Genomic DNA, 16,845 nt, shown 5'->3' on the forward strand with positions numbered 1-16,845 from the left:
TCTCCACGGAGGCTTTCCCATGCGTCGCGCGCTCCTCGTTGCACTTGTTGCATCCGCGCTTGGCCTGGCACTGGCGGGTGTCCGAGCGGACGCAGCTGTTGCCGCAGCGGCCTGTCCAGAAGTCGTGAACGAAGTATGCAACACGATTGACCTCACCGAGGTCTGCGGACCTGGTTGCTACGTCCAGATCATCGGCCGTTCGTAGGCGGGCCACTCGCACACGGACATTGCCGCCGGCCATTGCAGTGCGTTGGTCTCGAGATGCCACGCCGAGTCATAGAGCTCGCGCGTCCGGCTCCCGGCGCGGCCTGCGTTGCTCGCTCGTGACTCTGGCAACCGTCCTCACGGCTCAGGTCGCGGCAACGCAGGCCTCGCCAGCACCGGACAGCATCAGCGATGCGTTGTATCCGATCGTTGTGTTGCGCTCTTCCGACTGCCTCGAGTACCTCTGGTTCGCGAGGCTGCTTCGAACCAAGTTCGTATCGCCTGACTTCCATCCGATCAGCGTGCAGATCACGGTCCCGCCCTGGCGGTATCCTGGAGAACCGTCTCCGGCGGAACGGACGTACCGAAGATCGGGGTTTCGCGTTTCGAGAGTAGTGGACTGGTGGTCGCTCGACGAAGGCCGTCTCGATGGGCGATCCGCAGCAACGCTACTGCTTCTCGACTCACGGGGCACGGCTGTCTCAGCATTTCGCATCGGCGGCACAGCGCGCGACATGTACGCTGTGACCATGGCGGTTCTCGAACTACGACGTTGGCATGCGCGCTAGCGAAACGCTCGGCACGGCCACTCCTCGCGCCACTCGGCTTCCTCAGTTCTCGAGAGCCGGGTATCTGGGCATACCGGCCGCGGTGTGCACACTTCTGCAATTCCCGGTCCTCTCGACCGCCGTCTACGTTCGACCAAAGCCCAATGTGCAGGTTCTCCTGCACGCTCCTGTCGATGCGCGAGATCGCGCGGCGCTCGTCAAGGGGAATGAGCAACAACGGAGACGGCGCTTCGTGGACGCGCGCGTTACCGTCTCCTGGTCGATCGGCGGGGCCCCGGGTGACACCACGTTTCTGCTCCCGCAGGCGATCGCAGCGACGACACATCACTTCGTCGTCTACGACGCGGTTGCGCGGAACCTCACCGCGCTCGATCCCGTCACGGGAAGAGTCGCGTGGCGCTTTGGGCGCGCGGGCCGCGGCCCGAACGAGTTTGGGGGCGTCGCCACCGTGGGCCCGCGCCTCGAGGGCGGTGTGAATGTGATCGACCACGGGAATCAACGGCTTACCCCGGTCAGGGAAGACGGAAGACCCGGCGCCGCCACTGACTTCGCGGTGGGCGTGAACCCGCGGGGATTGTGCGAGCTTCGTGGCGCGCAGTTGCGCCTGCGAGGGATCGTGGACAAGGAGCTCGAACGCATTCCGGCCGGTTCCACGGAAGGCGTCACAACGGCGTTGCCCTGGCCCGAGTTGTCGATGGAGCCTCCGATCGTACGCCAGTCGAAGCTCTTCACCGTTGCTGCTGGCGAGGCGTGCGTGCTCACGCTCTCCTTTGGTCCGCGCTTCGCCATCCTCGACGAGGCCGGTACACGTGTGGCGGGCGAATGGGTCGAGCGTATCCCGCTGGCTCGCGCGGTGTCGCCGGCAAGGGGATCGTGGCGGATGCAACCCGGGAGCGCCTACTCGACCGCCAGCGTATCCAGCGTGGGCGACGCATTCGCCGTGCTCTTCGAAGGCACGTCGACGCTGAAGCTCCGCCTGCTCGACTTCTACTCGTTGCGCAACGGCGACTACTTGTTCTCGCTCCAGTTGCCCTTTGCCGCGAAGTACATGACATATGGCCACGGAGTAATGCTGCTCGCCGGTGAGACGGACGAGGGGGAGCCGTTCGTGCGTGCCGTCCGTTTCGCTCCAACCCTGGAAGAGCTCGTCAAACGCGCGAGCACCGACCACCCACGCACACGCTCCTAACGCTCCCGAACCACCCCACGCTTTCCCGACTCCTCCCTGGTCGCGCCGCGCGGCAGCTCGACCGCATGGATGCGCAGCTCAGGGAAACCGTCAGCTGTGCGCGCCAGGAGGGCTACGCGCCCTCTCGACAGCACAGCCGCGAGCTGCGGGCTGGCCGGGTCGGTAAAGGGCGGCAGCACGAGCTGCCCCACCAAACCGCCGAGTGCATCGAACACCGTCCAGCGCGCCCGATCGCGGTAGTCGCTGATCCATGCACGGCCATCGGGATCGACTCGCATCTCCAGGAACGCCGGGTCGAAGGCGGGGCGTGGCACCTTCATGAGTCGTTCTGTCACACGCTCGCGTTGTGCCCGAGGCACGGGTGCCGTTCCGAACCGCGACTCGATCTCCCGGCGCCACACCTCTTCCGTGATCGCGGGGCGTGGATCGAGCATGCGAACGATCGTGTGCACCGCGAGCGGAAGCTTGCTGATCCAGAGTTCGCCCGCCTGCGGATCACCGATCCAGAGCGTGTTACCAGCCGAGCCAAGGCGAAGCTCCTGAATGATCGGACCGCTGATTGGCGGCTGCGGCAATAGCCCGACACTCCGGACGCGTGTGCCATCCGGCTTGAACTCGTCGTACTGCGTAACGCTGCGACCCTTGCGCGATACCACTGCTGCCCCCGCGCTTCGCGTAATCAGGGTGCCGTTCGCGGTGCAGGCACCACTCGGCACGTACGCGAAGCGCATATGTGTTGCCACGAGTCGGCCAGCGCTGTCCCAGAGCGTGAAGCGGCCGGTGGCGGCGTCGATCACGAGCAGCGAATCTCCGCGCATGACGCAGATCTCGCGTACCTGCTGAAACTCGCCGGGACCGGCACCGCGACGGCCAACCACGCGCTGCAGCGCACCAGTGCGCGAGAAGAACTTGAGCGCGGCCATGTCGTTCACGACGAGGGAGCCATTCGTCAGCTCCACCACGCTCAGGTACGCCTGACGGGCGTCGAACGTCTCGGACTCGCTGAGTCGATCGCCGCCGAGGACGAGAAGTGGCGGTTCCCTCAGCCGCAACCGCGGCGCGCCGGTGCGCAGGTGGCGATGCTCGACGATTCTCAGGCCACCGCTGTCGCGCGTTGTCGAGGTTGCAGGTTGCGCGGCCAGGGGGACGACGCCGCAGCGCAGGAGCATGGCCACGATGAGGAGCGCGGACCTAATCCCGCCCATCGCTGTCTTGAACGATTGCCCACATCTCGACGCGCTCGACATCGTCAGCATCCCGGGATACGCCGAGGAGCCAGTCTTAGGAGCAGCATGGCAATCATCAGACCTCCGTCCGGCCGGGCGCTGGTGACGTGGTGAGCTGCATGTCTCGCCTGAAGACTTCGGTGCGCATCCTCTCGTGGGCGATGGTCGACGGGCGACCAACGCGCATGAGAAGGCGAGGCCCAGCTCTAGTGTTGGGGCGCGATTGCCGTCATGCTCCAGTCATCAGTGCATCGACGACGCCGTCCAGGAACACTTCTCAGGCCGAATCGCGAACCGAGTCATTCGGAGCCGGATCGGACGCTCGCGAGGCGCACTGATCACCCGCACGGCCTCGAGCACGCCCCCCTTGTCCAGCGCGAACTGTCGAATCGGAAAGATGGATCCCGGAACGGCGATATCACCGCACGAGACTTGGCCGGCAAGCGGCGCAAGCTGAAGGTACGCCTCGCCGCCCATGAAGCCGGAGCGCTCGACCTGATCGAGGAAGACCACCGCGAGCAGAGAGTCACCCACGATCGCAGCGGCAGCAGCGGACGACGGCTCGAGGAGCAGATCGATCTTCGCCAGAGAGTCGGCGAGCCAGATTCGACGGGCGAGGTCGGTCCGAGCTCCGCGCCTTCGGGACGGCGTGAGTCGGACGGAATCGACGCTCAGGGATTGCCCGCGAAAGATGTATGCGTTGTCGGATAGGTCCGTGGCCACGGCGATGAGCGACTCCGTCGACGAGATCCTGAGTCCGCCGAAGATCGTCGCGGCGCGCGGCACTTCCGCCAGCAAGGTCCGCAGCACTCCGACGCGCCACGTTCGCGTCCCGGACTTGACGGCCAAGACCTCGAGTCCGCGCTCCGCACTCACACTCGCGATCGCGTAGCGCTTGCTGCTGACGGCGATCGCTGTTGGTCGCAACTCGGCTATGGTATCGCGGTTGACCGCCGCGGGTGACGGGAGGGATGTACGGTCAGCAACCGAGCGTGTCGACCAGTGGACCGGCAGGACTTCTCCGGAAGGATAGCCTAACGCCAAGCCACCCGTGTACGACGTGGGGGCTACCGCCAGAAGCCTCGCCGTCGTGTCAGCGAACGTCACATCGATCGACTGAACGCTTTCCCGGTCACCATGTTCGATGATCACCACCTGATCCGGGCCACGAAAGACGAGCACCATCTGTCCGGCGGAACGGCCACTCTCCACTCGCAGCAACCTTCCCGATACGGATGTCGGCAGCACGACATCAACGCTGTCACGCAGGAGCACTACACCGCTGGAATCCTCCGCTTGCAGCGAGTCTGGCGCGCCACTTGCCCGCCAGTCACACGCGCACGCCAAAAGGAGAACTGCGAGAGAGGTCACCCGCGCGCTCGCCGGGAGCGCGCGCATCCCGCATCCATATCGGCTACCACGGTGGGAATACAATAGTGCCTCGTGCTGGTTCCATCCGTCCAGGTGCGTGCAACCGAGAGCGCTAGGGAATGTACGGGATGAACTGAGGCCGTCCAGCGGCGCGTACCCTCGCGATAGCGCTTCGCAGCGCTGACGTTACACCGCGTCTGGGATCGTCCACCGTCGACAGCGCGGCTCCCGCAGAATCGAGCAGGACTTCCCGTGGCGAGAATGCCCCGCGCTTCGCCCACGGGCGCTCGTAAACGCCCGCGACCCGTATTCGCTGAAGGTTCAGCGACCGCGTCTCTTCACGAGTCGGGGGGCGGGTCAAGACGATGGAAACCTGGACGCGACCGCTCGCGTCGACTTCGCGCCATTCAGCGATCGGGGTGATGCACGAGAAGCAGTCGTCGGGACTGTAGAAGAGAATCGCGGTCGCCTTGACCGTATCGAGCAACTCGGACACGAACTGATCCTCTCCGATTCGCGTGCCGGCACCAAGCCGGTCGCGGTCACACGCGCCCAGAGCCACGCCAGCCAAGATCAGACTGGCGAGCCGCCACTGGCGTCCGCACGACAGCGGCCGTGAAGAACCCTCTCCCCGCTTTACCCAGTCGGTTCCCACGAGCACTGCCCAAGACCGACCTTCATGCGACGCACTCGTGTGACTGCGGCGCCAGTGGTCCCAATGTCCTGATACACGACGAACAAGGTATCGCCCGCGAACGTCGCTACTGGCGCTGGATCTGAAGGCACATCGAGCGGTGCATCAACGCAGGCGCGTCGAGCGTTGAGGTCGACGACGCTGACGAACGCCTGACCACGATACCGCACGCTGGTTCGATCCGGATCAACCGTGACCAATCCCAGGAGCGCATCGTTGAGCCACCCGAGCGCGACAGGCTGAGAGACGTGGTTGACCGCCTTCATCGCCAACTGCTGGTTGGAGCGAAGCAACGGCAGCAATCGCACCGGCGCGCCTTTGCGTCGCGCAACCACGATGTGGAAGCTATCGACCGACGCCGCCGTTGCGTCGAACAGATAGATCCAGTTCGACACTTCGAAGGCCTGCGCGATGCGCCCACCGCGCGCCGCGAGCTGCGTGAGACGAAAGGCGTCAGTAAGCAGCGGATCCGCGTGGGCATCGGCCGGAAGCCTGCCGCGATACAAAAGAGCCGATGACGAGTCGGGAAACTCCACGAACGACGTCTTCCGTTGCGCGTCCAGCAACCCCAGAAGCACGTCGTTCTCCCGGGCGGCCAACCCGGTCGTCGTCTTTGCCTCGAAGCGCCTACCCCACAGCCAGGTGCCGGCTCGTAAGTCAAACGCCTCGATTCGAAACGCCGGTGCATTCTGCACCAGCAGCACGGAGTCGCTGGCGCGTGCCATCCAACCCGGCGAAACAAACTCGCCTGGCCCTCGCCCTCTTCGCCCTAGCCGCCCCAGCAGCTCGCCACGACTGGAGAATCGGAGGACGCTTCCCACGGCCACATCGGATACGAGCAGGTCGTGGTTCGGTAGTACGAGGACATCATTGGGCTTCGACACGAAGACGCCGTCGCGCTCCAGCAGGTCCACCGAGTCGATCATCTCGAGGATTGGACCGCGCAACTGCGGCTTCCTCACTTCGCCGATCCTGTCTGAGTCACATCCGGCACCGGCCAAGACGAGTGCACCACAAAGGAGTTGGTTCAGTACACGACGGCCCACGACCCACGCCGGACGAAGTCTATTGATCCCCACACTCCCTCCGTGAAATCAGGCTGGCAGGCTCCAGTCGGTATTCGCTTCGCGTCTACTTGCCCCGACGCCACACACGATTCGCGAGGTGGGTCGCGCTCGCACCAGGCCGGGAGGCGATGGCATCGAATCACGTCCTACTTCAACGTCAGACCGAAACAACAACTGCGCTGAAGATCAGGGATCTACACGCAACAGTAGCAGCTGTGAATCCACGTCGGAGCACAATCCTGTTGCCACGACATGCAGGCGTACTGAAGCGTTCCGCCGTTGTTGCAGATTGCCTGGGCCTCGCCGGCCGCAATCCCGACACCGATGAATGCAACGGCGAGGGACAGAATCCATTTGCGTTGCATACGCACACCCTCCGTTCTGAATGTCCGATAGTACGCGCTACGTGATCACGCTGTCGCCTCCCGAGCCGTTCCGTCGCCACCACGATCTGCCTCGGCACCACTCCCAGCCTGTCGTTAGGTCGACGCCGTGGCACACGCCAGGCTACTGCGGCATTCTCCACCGGCAAAGCGGCGAGATGCGACGAGAGTGCGACACCGCGCCACCTGGCAGCCACAACGGTTTGCACGTGCGAGTCCTGGCGTTCGACTCATCTACGAAGGCGGATGCTTGGCTCGTCGCTCACCATCTTTCCCGCATCACTCTGACGCGTCTCGAACCGACTTGTTCACCGCTCCTTGCACCTGCAGAGGAGCTCGCTGCTGCGCAGCGATGACGAGGGCGCGCATCAGCCGCGCCGGCGTCCAGGCTCCCGAGTCCCTGTGAACGCGTTCCAGCGTTCTTCGCTGCACGCTCGCCGACGCCGCCACGCGCTTCACGTTAGGTGCGCTGGTACCCGCTACACTCCGGATCCACGCGATGCGGAAACGCGCCGGCAGCCTCGTGAGCTGCTCCAGGGCTTCCTTGGGATGTGCTGGTAGCGTGGCGGATGACCGACCATGCACGAGCCACGCCGGCATCGGGTCAACGCCACGCACGACGAGTTCGCACGCCATACACGCTACGACGCGACGTACCGCGTGCATGGCGGATGGGGAGGGACTCGCGTAGAGCACGACGCGCAACTCATGTCGCGCCCGCTGGAGTTCAAGCGCCACGCTCAGCGCCGCGAGTTCGTCTGGGGCGGCGAGTTCGGGGTCGATCACTACTGCTGCGACATCCGCATCGCTGCGATGCAACCGCCCGCACAGCGCCGCGAGGTCGGGCACGTTCTCGAAATGCACGCGCTCCAGGTCGGCGTCGCGTAATGCCATCGATGCGGTGGCATCGTCTATGAACATCGCCGCCGTCGATTCGCTCGCGAGAATCAGTACGGCGCCCCCCCCCCGCAGCCGAGCACCGCATGCATTTCGTCTCCCATCCCGGATGGCCCCCGACACTCAGTCAATGCGCTTCAGGCGCGACTAACCAGTCGTGCGACGTATTTCCTCAACGCAGGAGATTCTTGGTCGGTGGGCCGCGGGCGTCAAGTCGTCGATTGCCGGATCTGGCGTCGAGAGACCAGTATGTCCAACGAGAGTCCTCCGTGTACCACGTTCACTTCACTCTGTTGTCCGGCCTCGCTGAGATGTGAGCCCTCGCATTGGCAGTGCTTCGCGCGGACTATCGTGCCGAGTCCGAGATCCAGGTACATTGCTCGGCATCGGCTGCTTGCGGTAACTCGTGCAGGTGAGCGACGCGTCTCACTCGTATTTGCCGGAGAGGGCAGCGGGTCGCGATGTAGCTTGGGAGCGCCGCGTCATCGTGCGTCGCCGGATTGGAGGCTCAGTGCACGAACAAGGCGCTACGTCGCAGTACCGTCGCGCGTCAGCGCGCCGAGGCACGGTGAACATCGATAGCGTCAGAGCGCCGAGCGAGACGTATGACAGCCGCTGAGTGATCTGAGACGACGCCATGCGCAAGCCCGTGCACCGGAGGCCACGGAGCATAACGACCTTTCACTTGAGGACGCCCTCCCGACTGGCTCGTGCCTGATTCTTCGACGCGCAGGGCCGCCTGCGGCGCTCGGGAGGCCTCTCGCGAACTCGAGACTCAGCGTCGCTCTGGGGGGGTCGCCGGATTGCGTCGCATTCCCGTCGCATACTCGCGCTTGTCGGTTGTTGCTCGCGCTTCCAGCGTTGTCGCCGGCTCGCGGCGGACGTCGGAGCCAGTGGCGCGCAGTAGAGGGGCGCAATCGCGCCAACACACATCATGCATGGAGTGGTGTATGAAGCGAGTGGCGATCTTTTCGGGGCTGGTTGCATGCGCATTGCTCGCCGCGCACGCAAGGGACACCAGAGCGGAAGAGCAGGCTGGCGCGTGCCCTTCCGTTACGCAGGACTACTGCAAGCGTGTCGACCTTTCGGAGGTGTGCGGTCCAGGTTGCTATGTGGAATTGATCGGAGACAAGGAGACCGACGAGTAGAGCGCGGAGTTCACCGGCCACGGACCGGAGAGAATGCGACGGTTCGGCAGACTTCCGGCGTTCTTTCCGGCCTCGCGGCGGCTTATCGCAAGCTGCGGTGTCGTGGTTGGTGTTACCCTGTATGCGATTGGCAGCCGCGCATCGAATCGCCATCGTGCATCGTTCGCGCTCGACACTCACGCGGCCGTGCAAGCCAGTGGCATGCACGATCGCCGGCTCTTGCCGGTGCTGGTACTTCACGACTCCAAATGTCTCGAGTTCATGTGGTTCGCTCGGCAGGTAAGGCTTCGACTATCGCATCACGACTTCGCTTCCCCTGTCGCCGTGCTGTTGTTCGACTCGCCGTTCCCAATCCGTCGCACGCGCGACGCGGCACGTGAGGCGCGCGCGCAGGGCTTTCCAGTGTTAGTGATGCAGTCTGCAGGACGTCTGTTGTCCAGTCGGGAGGTCACGCCGAGCCTGATCATTACAGATGGGAACGGCCGTCTCCGCGCAGCTGTATCGGTGCCATCGACAGCAGACGACATGTATCGCGCCATCCGTGCAATCGCTGCGCTCGGTTTGTCTCCGCAGTGACGCGCCGCCTACACTAGTCGCCAGCTACACGATCCGAATGACGAAGTACTGCCTCCCCTACTTGCCTTTCGTAGTCATCTCGGTGGCGCTTGCCACAGTTTCGTCCGGGCGGACACGGCCTACCACGCGCGATGACCTACGCGCACGGCAGACCGCCTCCCTGAAGCACGAGGTGCGCACGTCCGGCTCGCGCGTTCTGCCGAAGCAATCCACCACGCGCAACCTCACGGCCGTGCGTCTGCGTCAGGCTTGGCAGGTCGGCGGCGACGCCATTGACACAACCATCCTACTCCCGCTTCAGGTGCGCGCGACTCGCGACCACTTCGTGGTATACGATGCCATGGCGCTTCGCCTGCTTGGCCTCGAACCGCGCCACGGTCGCGTCAGCTGGCGCTTCGGAAGACCTGGCCAAGGTCCTGGGGAGTTTGGCGGTGTTGCAAAGGTCACGTCGCGTCGAGAAGGAGGCAGCTATGTCGTGGACATCACGAACTCGCGACTGACGCAGGTCACCGAGGATGGAAAGGCAGGCGAGCGTCTTGATATGCTGAGCGGCGCGCACCTCCGCGGTGTATGCGATGCAGGAAGAGCACGCCTTCTACTGCGCGCGACCGAGAGCGGCGAGATCGAGCGCGTTGACAGTACGAACGGGAAGTCCGTTACAGAGGATCTACCCTGGCCGGAGTTGCGGAACGTTCCTGCTCTTGTTCGTCAGTCTAAGGTCTTTGAGCATCCAGGCGCCGGCGTTTGCTTGGTATCGCTAACCTACGGTCCGATGTTCGCGATCCTAGACGAGGTGGGTGTTCGAGCGCGATCTCGCTGGATCGAGAACATCCCGATGGGCCAAGCGAAGTCGCTCGGCAAGGGGTCATGGGAGATGCTCCCGAGCGTGAAGTCGGTTCAGGGTGCCACCGCCGTGGGCAACGCCTTCGCGGTCCTCTTCCGCGGTCGCGGCCCCAAACGAGGGAGGTTCGTCGACTTCTACTCGGTCATCGACGCCAGCTATCTCTTCTCAATCGAACTTCCCTTCGCCGCCACAGACATCGCGTTCGGACACCGATTGCTCGCGCTCACTGGCGAAACCGAAGACGGTGCGCCGTTCGTGCGCGCATTCTCGGTGACGCCCTCCCTCGATGGGATGGTCGCCAAGGCGATGGCGACGCCACGTCGAGCTCCCGGATCTTCGCACCCCTCTCCGCCTCGCTGAGTGCGCCAATGGTCTGCTCTTCGGCGAAGCGCTTCATTCGCTTGGGGCCTACTGTCTCGCGCCGGCGGGTCTTCCATGCTTCGAACTGGCTCCGCTCAACGGGAAGAGGTCACGAAACGTCCAAGAGTCCAAAGAGCCATACACCGAGCTCGAGCGAGCTCTCGGCATGAACCGTCCAAGCAACATCGTAGACCCCGTCTCTGAGATGGGACATCGGCGCGGCGCATTTTGCCCGCGCACCTCACCGGGCGATTCTGATAGGCGCCGACGACCTGGGATCCGAATGGTGACACCTGTTCTGTCCTGCCTCAGTTGAAATGTGACTCCCATTGCCTCCACACTATGCAGGAGAGCTTTGGAGAAGTCCATGAGTCGACCGAACGGCAAGAAGAAGGCGCTACGGACGCTTCACCTCCGCACGGGCGCGAGAACACTTCGATGAAGCTCGTCCACCGGCACCTCCAGCGAAAGGGGGCGACCGGATGCCTAACGTACTGCCAGCAGGCGCTTTATGCCACTAGGCGAATTGTGAGATAGCTTCTCGTCACACTCCCTCGGCCAAGCATACCGCCTGATCGACTCCAGATCATCAGCGCCTGCACGCGCTGTGATGAGCGACTTCACTCCCGCACCTATTATCCTTTCCTCCCGCACCATCAGCACGCGGCATCGCAGCCGACCTTCCCGGTCCACCATGTCATACAGTCGCTCTTTGCGAGTTGCCGCACTGGTACGCTCGACTAGCAATGCACCGTTCGCGCCCCGAAATAGCACGTCACGACGAACGGCTTCGCTCAAGAACGGGGGGACCTCGGGCGGCCATGGCGCAAACTCCGACGGTTCAAATGCGGGCGACACCCGCGGATATGCTTCGCGACTTGCGAACCGTTGCTCCTCAAGGCTTGCGTTCAGCGAGACGAATGGCAACCTCTTCCCGATGACCCGCATACCATCCGGCCGAACCCAGTCGACCCGGTAAGGCTGAACGTACGCAATCGCTATCCAACCGTCCTCAAACTGAATTGCCTGATCTTCAGTGGAGAATGGATTCCTGATCCACCACTCGACAGGCACTCCAGCCCCGATTGCCCGAGTCGCTCGAGAAACGCCACGGAAGTACCCTGTCAGCCGCGCGATCGTGTCGAGCCGACCCCCTGGCGCCGGCATCGGTATCGCACGTCTGAGTCGGACGGCGAGCATGCTGTCAGCGTCGGCATGACTCCTCGAACGAGGGCCTCCGGCCGACGCGGCGAACGCGAGGTCCCTGATTTCAAGCACGTTGCCGAACCGATCTGCACCAACAATCCGCGGACCATTCCACGCTCCGGCGCGCTGCACCACACTAGTGCGAACGGGCTGCGTACCCTGGATGATGATCCATCTACCGGCCTGCCGGTCCTCGATAAGCGTCGAGTCGCCGCCCAAAGGGTGAATGCGCGAGATCGAGAGATACTCTGCGGGGCCACTGCCACGCCGCAAGAGGTCACGAACTTCATTAAGCGCTCGATTCACCACGCTCAACTGCGGCATTCGAAGCGCAGCAACTATCAGCTGTCGATCAGACAGTTCGCGCGCGCCGATTAATCCATCGAAGACTGGTTGAGACTCAGCTTCCGGCACTCCTAAACGCACGGAAGGTACCGCTTGCGCGAAGATCGGATCCCGCGCAAGAAGGCAGCAGCTCAGGACAACGCCGCTCCACCCACCAAGCTTGTTTCGGAGCCTGATCCTCATGGCGCGTGCGACAGTCGCTTGGGGAACGGATCTTTTCCTTCCAGCAGATAAGAAATGGTCTGCGAAAACAACGGCTCTCTGGGTGTACCGGCAAAGCGCCATCCGTTGACAATGACCGTCGGCGTTCCTCGCACGCCCAGTTTCTGACCTAGCGCAATGTCCCTTTCGATTCTCGCAACGGGCGTTGGATCTCGAAAACACTCGAATAACTCGCCAGGACTCGACACGTCTGCCGAGTCGGCCAAGTCTGCCCACGGCTTCACACCGAGCGAATCCTGAAGCGCGAACAAGACATCGACCATCGCGGTCGCTCGATCTTGCGCCCGCGCGCACTCCACCGCACGCGCGGCGGGCATAGCAAGTCGATGCGCTGGAATGGGAAAGTGCATGAACTCATGATGAAGCCTCGACCCGAGTTTTCGCGCCACGGGCTCAAGGGTCTCGTGGAAAGCTCGACAGAACGGGCACTCCAAGTCGCTGAACTCGATCACGACTATCGACCCCTGCCGAACCACGCCCGAGTCGGGAAGCAGTTGTTTCCAATTGGAGACGTACTCTGCCTGCTCAGGTGCACTCGCGGCGACAGTGCGGTGGGTTCGCAGTTCGCGACGAACTAAGACAGCTGCGGTAGTCGCGGCAGCGAGCACCGCGACTATCGTCGCTGCGCGTTCCAGTATCGCCCCAACTGAGACTCCCTGCGCCACCGTTGTCTCCCGCCACGAAGAAGTAGGGGATCCGCCGCCCGCCCGTCGACTCTCCCAGAAGACTCACCAAATCAGGGCCTAAGGCGTGCCGCAATACATGGCAGCGTCGCAGATCCCGAAAGGCGCGCAATTGTACATCGGCGTCTCACAACCCTGGTTGGCACAGAACTCGTACTGATCGTAGGGACACTCGTCCAAGCAAAACGTTCGGCAGCTGAATGCCACCGCCGTGCTCGCCTCAGCCGGTTGCGCGAGCGCCATCGCTCCCGCAGCCGTCACAGCGATCGAGAACCACCGAATGGTCGCGCGTTTCATGCGTTCCTCCGTGTACGAAAGTCTCGGTCCGTAGTCGATCCTACTGACGACCTCCAGTCGTTGGTTCGCGGAGGCGACCGCTAGGTGCGCCCTACGGGTCGCGCTCACAGCGCAACCAACCCTGCGCGTCGCAGCTAGGCTACAGAAGGTCGAAGAGGCGTGCAACCTCGGCGATGCGACGAAAGTGCGACAAATGTTGATCTCTGCGAGGGAGGGCGCGTGATCAGATGATGCGAGCTCGTCGCTGACCTTCGCCCCCGAAACGGGCCAGTTGGCGGAACTCCCATTGCCTCCTCACTATGCAGGAGGCCCTTGGAGGTGTCCATGAGTCGACCGAACAGCAAGAGGAAGGCGCTTCGGACGCGCCACCACCGCACGAGCGGGAGAAGACCAGGATGAAGCACTTCCGGACAGCAGCGCTCACTCCCCTCATGCTCCTACTGACGGCCTCCTCGAAGTTCGCGACCGTTCCACCGCGAGAAGCTGGCCCGCCTGGACCACGTCCGGCTCCTGCGCTGCGCGACTCACGCTCGCTAAGCCGGCGCGATGACGTCTTCGACGTCGCACGTCGCACGGTGGTCTCGACTCGCCTCACGCCGCGCTGGACAGTGGGTGGTGACGCCAGGGACACAACGATACTGCTGCCCCTTCAGCTTCGCGCCACGCGAGAGCACTTCGTGGTGTACGATGGTGTCGCGCAACGATTGCTTGCATTCGCGCCCGCGACCGGTCGAATCGCCTGGCGATTCGGGCGCCCCGGGCGCGGGCCCGGTGAGTTTGGTGGTGTCGCCAAGATCACGACACGCAAGGAAGGCGGCATGTTCGTGGTCGACTTCGGACTCTCGCGACTCACCGAAATCACGGAGGACGGCAAGGAAGGACCGCGCGTCGACTATCGGATGGGCGTGAATCCACGCGGCGTCTGCGAGGCGGGAGACACGCACATTCGCCTGCGCTCCACGGAGAGCGGCGAGATCGAGCGTGTGCAGCTGTCGACCGGCGACACGTCGACCGAGGACCTTCCGTGGCCAGAGCTACGGACGCTCCCATCGCTCGTCCGGCAGTCAATGATCTTCGAGCATCCGCAGGCAGGTGTGTGCATGATCAGCGTCTCGTTCGGGCCGATGTTCGCGCTGCTGGACCAGACTGGCGTTCGGGCGCGGGCACGCTGGATCGAGGAGATTCCCATGGGTCAGGCGAAGTCGATGGGCAAGGGCTCCTGGCGAATGCTGCCAAGCACGCAAGGTGCGCTTAGCGCGACCGCCATCGGGAATTCGTTCGCGGTCCTCTTCGAAGGCAAGGGGCCCAAGCGAGGGCGCTTCGTTGACTTCTACTCGGTCACCGACGCACGTTACCTCTTCTCGATCGAACTTCCCTTCCCCGCTGCCAAGATCGCCTTCGGTCACGCCCTGCTCGCGCTCGCGGGCGAGACGGAGGAAGGAGCCCCCTTCGTGCGCGCGTTCTCGGTGACTCCTTCGCTGGAGGGATTGGTCGCCAAGGCCACGGCAGCGCCGCGTCGCGCCCTGCAGTAGCATGTACGACATCATTCGCGCGACGAAGCAGTTGGTTTCGAGACAGGACACCGTCGCATCAGCCGAAGCACTTCCTGGGACCGCTCCGCAATGAACAACCTATGGATTGCGCTCTCGCTCTCACTCCTTCTCTGGATCTCGGGCGGCGCGCCGGTATCCAGGGCAATCGATGCGCTCGCATCCACGTCGCATCGTCCGGACATCCCGGTCGTATCAGATGCAACTCCCCGCACAGGCGTTGAGTCCCCCGGCACAGGTGTACGCGACGTGCGACCCGTCCGACTCGCACGTCGGTGGAGCATCGGCGGCAGTCCCGATGACACCACCATCCTGTTGCCGCTGCAGCTTCGCGCATCTCGCGACCACTTTCTCGTCTATGATGCAATCGCCCAGCGATTGCTCGCGCTTTCACCGAAGTCGGGGCGCATTGACTGGCGGTTCGGGCGTCCAGGGCGCGGGCCAGGGGAGTTCGGCGGCGTCGCCAAGGTCACCGCGCGGCGGGACGGCGGCGCGTTCGTCGTCGACTTCGCCCTCTCTCGCCTCACGGAGATCACCGAGGAAGGCGCGGAGGGGCCGAGGGTCGACTATCGATTGGGGGTGAATCCGAGAGGGGTCTGCGAGGCCGGCAGTACACACATCCACCTGCGCTCAACGGAGAGCGGAGAGATCGAACGCGTGCAGCTGGCGACCGGCCAGAAGGCTACGGAGGATCTCCCTTGGCCGGAACTGCGGGCAGTGCCCTCGCTCGTGCGGCAATCGATGATCTTCGAGCACCCAGCGGCGGGGGTCTGCATGATCAGCGTCACCTTCGGGCCGATGTTCGCACTGCTGGACCAGTCGGGAGTGCGCGCACGCGCCCGCTGGATCGAGGAGATTCCGATGGGGCGGGCGAAGTCTATCGGCAAGGGCTCGTGGGAAATGCTGCCGAGCGTGCAGGGAGCGAGCGACGCCAGCGCCGTGGGCAACGCGTTCGCCGTCCTCTTCAGCGGGCGTGGCCCCAAACACGAACGGTTTGTGGACTTCTACTCCGTCATCGACGCCTCCTATCTTTTCTCGATCGAACTTCCCTTCCGCGCAACCAACGTGGCCATAGGCCACGGGCTGCTCGTGGTCGCCGGCGAAACCGACGAAGGGGCGCCGTTCGTGCGCGCGTACTCGGCGACGCCATCGCTCGAGGGGCTGGTGGCCAAGGCGATGGCGGGGCCGCGTCGCGCCGTGCAGTAGCGCGGCTCGCCAACGGCGACGCCGCCGGCTGCCCATCGGCGAGTGGCTTCGGTCGGCGCGAGTCGTGTGGCGGGGACGATCACCGGGCCCGTACACCCGTTCATCGCGATGCTCACGAGAACATTCGGCGCATTGGGCGCGTCGCGGCACGAGCAAGTAACGGCCACGGGCTTCACGCCCGTGGCCGTTACAGCGCAAATCAGGGCACAACGTTTGGATCGGCGAGACAGACTGCGGATTGCATCATTTATGCAGATGTCACGATGCTCCCGAAGCCTTTCTGCCGCGACCATATGCCCAGAACATCGCAAGTGCCGCCGGCGCGAATGTCGGGCCGGCGGAGAAGCCTCCAATGATCATGAAGCACGTAAGAAGTGAGGCAGAGACGACGCGCAGAGCCACCCCTTGGCGAGAGTCCGACGCGATGAGCGGCAACGCGCACACGACGACAGGGATAAAGAGCGTCGGAACCGGTTGGAGGCGGTACCATGCAAGGGTCGCGATGACGCAGTAACCGAATGCGAGGAGCACCAACCTTCTCCCGGCTCCTGGTTCAATCACAGTGATGCTCCTGAACGGGTCGACGGATTGCTCGCGCCAATCTCGTGCGCGCAAGCGAATGCTGTCCTGGTTCAGCGAGAATGTGACCGGTGGGGTGGGGGTTCAGTGTAGTGCCGCGGGGTGACGGGTGGTCGTGGTGCAGTGGTAGACGGCGTGGCGCGCCGCGCGGCGCGCGCCGCTTCGAGCTTCTGATCGCGTGCCGCCCAGATGGCCTCCGCGCGGCCCGCCAGCGCATCGGCCGGCGTGA

11 protein-coding genes are annotated in these 16,845 nt (G+C 63.9%); 6 read left to right on the plus strand and 5 right to left on the minus strand.

From position 1 onward, the window contains the following. The first annotated feature begins 1,005 nt into the window (after positions 1-1,005). Entirely contained in the window at positions 1,006-1,962 is a 957-nt protein-coding gene (locus tag IT359_19740; GenBank protein MCC6931231.1) for a hypothetical protein, read from the plus strand. On the opposite strand, the gene IT359_19745 is transcribed toward IT359_19740, so the two are convergent. The 4 genes from IT359_19745 to IT359_19760 form a co-directional block, all read right to left on the minus strand. Beyond that, positions 1,959-2,894 (minus strand): hypothetical protein, encoded by a 936-nt coding sequence (locus tag IT359_19745; GenBank protein MCC6931232.1) that lies wholly within the window; start codon positions 2,892-2,894, stop codon positions 1,959-1,961. The two genes, IT359_19740 and IT359_19745, sit on opposite strands and share 4 nt — an antisense overlap. A 537-nt stretch (positions 2,895-3,431) precedes the next feature. Then, positions 3,432-4,463 carry a hypothetical protein gene (locus IT359_19750; protein MCC6931233.1) on the minus strand — a complete coding sequence of 344 codons (1,032 nt, stop codon included), beginning with the start codon at positions 4,461-4,463 and terminating at the stop codon, positions 3,432-3,434. Between the two features lie 208 nt (positions 4,464-4,671). Then, complete coding sequence (locus IT359_19755) at positions 4,672-5,055, minus strand: hypothetical protein (protein MCC6931234.1); 384 nt, start codon at positions 5,053-5,055, stop codon at positions 4,672-4,674. 140 nt (positions 5,056-5,195) lie between these two features. Then, complete coding sequence (locus IT359_19760; protein ID MCC6931235.1) at positions 5,196-6,179, minus strand: hypothetical protein; 984 nt, start codon at positions 6,177-6,179, stop codon at positions 5,196-5,198. A 1,103-nt stretch (positions 6,180-7,282) separates the two neighbouring features. Between IT359_19760 and IT359_19765 the strand changes: the two genes are divergently transcribed. The 3 genes from IT359_19765 (at position 7,283) to IT359_19775 (ending at position 10,528) form a co-directional block, all read left to right on the plus strand. After that, positions 7,283-7,591, plus strand: coding sequence for a hypothetical protein (locus IT359_19765; protein MCC6931236.1), 309 nt, complete (start codon positions 7,283-7,285; stop codon positions 7,589-7,591). Between the two features lie 1,190 nt (positions 7,592-8,781). Continuing rightward, positions 8,782-9,324 carry a hypothetical protein gene (locus IT359_19770; GenBank protein ID MCC6931237.1) on the plus strand — a complete coding sequence of 181 codons (543 nt, stop codon included), beginning with the start codon at positions 8,782-8,784 and terminating at the stop codon, positions 9,322-9,324. Positions 9,325-9,799: 475 nt separating this feature from the next. Beyond that, positions 9,800-10,528 carry a hypothetical protein gene (locus IT359_19775; protein MCC6931238.1) on the plus strand — a complete coding sequence of 243 codons (729 nt, stop codon included), beginning with the start codon at positions 9,800-9,802 and terminating at the stop codon, positions 10,526-10,528. Between the two features lie 1,730 nt (positions 10,529-12,258). Here IT359_19775 and IT359_19780 read toward each other — a convergent pair. Then, entirely contained in the window at positions 12,259-12,753 is a 495-nt protein-coding gene (locus IT359_19780) for a thioredoxin domain-containing protein (GenBank protein ID MCC6931239.1), read from the minus strand. 1,205 nt (positions 12,754-13,958) lie between these two features. Here IT359_19780 and IT359_19785 point away from each other — a divergent pair. Both IT359_19785 and IT359_19790 read left to right on the plus strand, forming a co-directional pair. Then, positions 13,959-14,813, plus strand: coding sequence for a hypothetical protein (locus IT359_19785; GenBank protein MCC6931240.1), 855 nt, complete (start codon positions 13,959-13,961; stop codon positions 14,811-14,813). A gap of 267 nt (positions 14,814-15,080) precedes the next feature. Beyond that, positions 15,081-16,037: a hypothetical protein gene (locus IT359_19790; GenBank protein ID MCC6931241.1), complete on the plus strand. Its 957-nt coding sequence runs from the start codon at positions 15,081-15,083 to the stop codon at positions 16,035-16,037. The last annotated feature ends 808 nt before the right edge of the window (positions 16,038-16,845 follow it).

It is taken from the genome of Gemmatimonadaceae bacterium, assembly GCA_020852815.1.
GTDB lineage: Bacteria > Gemmatimonadota > Gemmatimonadetes > Gemmatimonadales > Gemmatimonadaceae > SCN-70-22.

Bases quoted from the DNA above. Each gene is read 5' to 3' on its own strand.
- IT359_19760 (MCC6931235.1), bottom strand. From the start codon at position 6,179: ATGATCGACTCGGTGGACCTGCTGGAGCGCGACGGCGTCTTCGTGTCG.
- IT359_19765 (MCC6931236.1), top strand. From the start codon at position 7,283: ATGCACGAGCCACGCCGGCATCGGGTCAACGCCACGCACGACGAGTTC.
- IT359_19770 (MCC6931237.1), top strand. From the start codon at position 8,782: ATGCGACGGTTCGGCAGACTTCCGGCGTTCTTTCCGGCCTCGCGGCGG.